The organism is Terrabacter sp. P5_B1 (assembly GCF_056400505.1).
On record NZ_JBFULD010000442.1, the window covers coordinates 1 to 2,711 of the forward strand.

Annotated in this window: 1 protein-coding gene; it reads right to left on the bottom strand. The window is 69.1% G+C overall.

The window, feature by feature from the left end:
* Positions 1–499 precede the first annotated feature (499 nt).
* Positions 500–2,476, bottom strand: a complete 1,977-nt coding sequence (gene thrS / locus AC1DP0_RS20605) for a threonine--tRNA ligase (RefSeq protein WP_478088198.1) — start codon at positions 2,474–2,476, stop codon at positions 500–502.
* Positions 2,477–2,711: the final 235 nt, after the last annotated feature.

The following is a 2,711-nucleotide window of genomic DNA, read 5'->3' on the forward strand; positions in this document are numbered from 1 at the left end:
GTATGAGTTCCCGGGCCTTCCTCTTCTTCATCGCCGAGGCGATTCGGAATCCGATCCGCCGGAGCGGTTCGGCTCTTCATTTGTATCCCCGACTGCTCCCTCGCGCAAGCACTTTCGGCAAATTGGTGGGCCGGCGACCGGGCCGCTCGAAACGGCACACGTGCTCGGCCCGGCAGCTCAGCGGAGCGACACGGCATACACCTCGAAACGGTCCGATGGCCGCGCGACATCGGACGACAAGGACGTATGCCGTCAACCCACCCCCGCGGTCAGGTGGAGTCTGACGCTCTTGGGGGCTGGGGTGCAGGGTACGTCCAGTCGCCGGTGGCACCGTGGACGTCGGCGCCAGCCCGTGCTCCGCTGTTGGGGCAGGCGCCCGTGACCCAGTGACACCCCCCGGCCACTGGAGCTCTTGGCGTGGCCCGCCCACCCCCCGTGGGCGGGCCACGCCGAACAGCCTCGTCACCACACGGCATACGCCGTCGGTGGTCCTGCGGTCTCAGACCTGGGCGCGGGTCTCGATGGCGGCCCGGATCTCGGCGATCGCGTCGTCGACCGGGACGCCGTTCTTCTGGGAACCGTCGCGGTAGCGGAAGGACACCGCGCCGGCGGCGCGGTCCTCCTCGCCGGCGATGAGCGTGAACGGCACCTTCGACTTGCTCGCGTTGCGGATCTTCTTGGGGAAGCGGTCGTCGCTGTCGTCGAGCTCGACGCGAACTCCCTTGCCGCGCAAGCGGTTCAGGACGTCGCTGAGGTAGTCGGCGTAGTCCTCGGCGACAGGGACACCGAGGACCTGCACCGGGCTGAGCCACACCGGGAACGCACCCGCGTAGTGCTCGGTGAGCACGCCGATGAAGCGCTCGATGGAGCCGAACTTCGCCGAGTGGATCATGACCGGCTGCTCACGGCTGCCGTCGGCGGCCTGGTACTCGAGGCCGAAGCGCTCGGGCTGGTTGAAGTCGTACTGGATCGTCGACATCTGCCAGGTGCGCCCGATGGCGTCGCGGGCCTGGACCGAGATCTTCGGGCCGTAGTACGCGGCGCCGCCCGGGTCGGGCACGAGCTCGAGGCCGGAGGCCGTCGCGACCTCCTCGAGGACCTTCGTCGCGGCCGCCCACTGCTCGTCGCTGCCGATGAACTTGTCCTTGGCGTCGTCGCGCGTCGAGAGCTCGAGGTAGTAGTCGTCGAGCCCGAAGTCCTTGAGCAGGCCCAGGACGAAGTCGAGCAGGTGCTTGACCTCGCCGGCGGCCTCCTCCTTGGTGACGTAGGAGTGGGAGTCGTCCTGGGTGATCATCCGCACCCGGGTCAGGCCCTGGAGCACGCCCGACTTCTCGTCGCGGTAGACGGTGCCGAACTCGAACAGGCGCAGGGGCAGCTCGCGGTAGGAGCGCTGCCGGGACTTGTAGATGAGGTTGTGCATCGGGCAGCTCATCGCCTTGAGGCGGTAGTGCTGGCCGTCGACGTCCATGGGCGGGAACATGCCCTGCGAGTAGTACGGCAGGTGCCCCGAGGTGTAGAAGAGCTCCTCCTTGGAGATGTGCGGCGTGCCGACGTACTGGAAGCCCTCCTCGATGTGCCGGGCGCGGACGTAGTCCTCCATCTCGCGCTTGATCACGCCGCCCTTCGGGTGGAAGACGGGCAGGCCCGGGCCCAGCTCGGTCGGGAACGAGAAGAGGTCGAGCTCGGCTCCGAGGCGACGGTGGTCGCGTCGCTCGGCCTCGGCGAGCCGCTCGAGGTAGGCCTTGAGGTCGTCCTTGGTGGGCCACGCGGTGCCGTAGATGCGCTGGAGCTGCGGGTTCTTCTCCGAGCCGCGCCAGTAGGCGGCGGCCACCCGCATCAGCTTGAAGGCGTTGCCGATGAGCTTGGTGCTCGGGATGTGCGGGCCCCGGCAGAGGTCGCCCCAGGCGCGGGTGCCGTCACGGCGGACGTTGTCGTAGATCGTCAGCTCGCCGGCGCCGACCTCGACGGCCGCGCCCTCGGCTGCCTCCTCGGCGTTGCCGCCCTTGAGGCCGACGAGCTCGCACTTGTACGGCTCGTCCTTGAGCTCCTCGAGGGCATCGGCGTCGGTCACGACGCGACGCACGAAGGTCTGGCCCTCGTTGATGATCTTCTGCATGGCCTTCTCGAGGGCCTTGAGGTCATCGGGGTGGAAGGGGTTCTCGACGTCGAAGTCGTAGTAGAAGCCGTCCCGGACGGGCGGGCCGATGCCGAGCTTGGCGTCGACGTGGAGCTGCTGGACGGCCTGCGCGAGCACGTGGGCGGTCGAGTGCCGCAGCACGGCGAGGYCGTCCTCGCTGTCGACGGTCACCGGCTCGACGACGTCGCCATCGGCGACGACGTGGAAGAGGTCGCGGAGCTGACCGTTGACGCGCGCGACGACGACGGAGCGGTCACCCTCGAGGAGCTCACCCGCCGTCGTCTGCTCCGCGACCGATCGCTCGCTTCCGGCGACGGTGACGGTGATCTGTGCAGACACGGTTGGTGCTCCTCGTTCGACAGGACCTGTCGACAGACGACAGGTCGGGTGGCGCCGCACGGTGCGGCTCGGCAAGGGTATCGAGACACCGACGGACCGGGCGACGCGGTTTGGCTCGACCGGTCGCCTGAGCCGGCGCGAGACGGCCGCGCGGCCCCTGCCCCGGCCCCGGCCGAGCTCACCTGTTCCCCCCCACCGTCGAGAGGCCACGAATGGTCGCCCCTCTGCCGTCGAG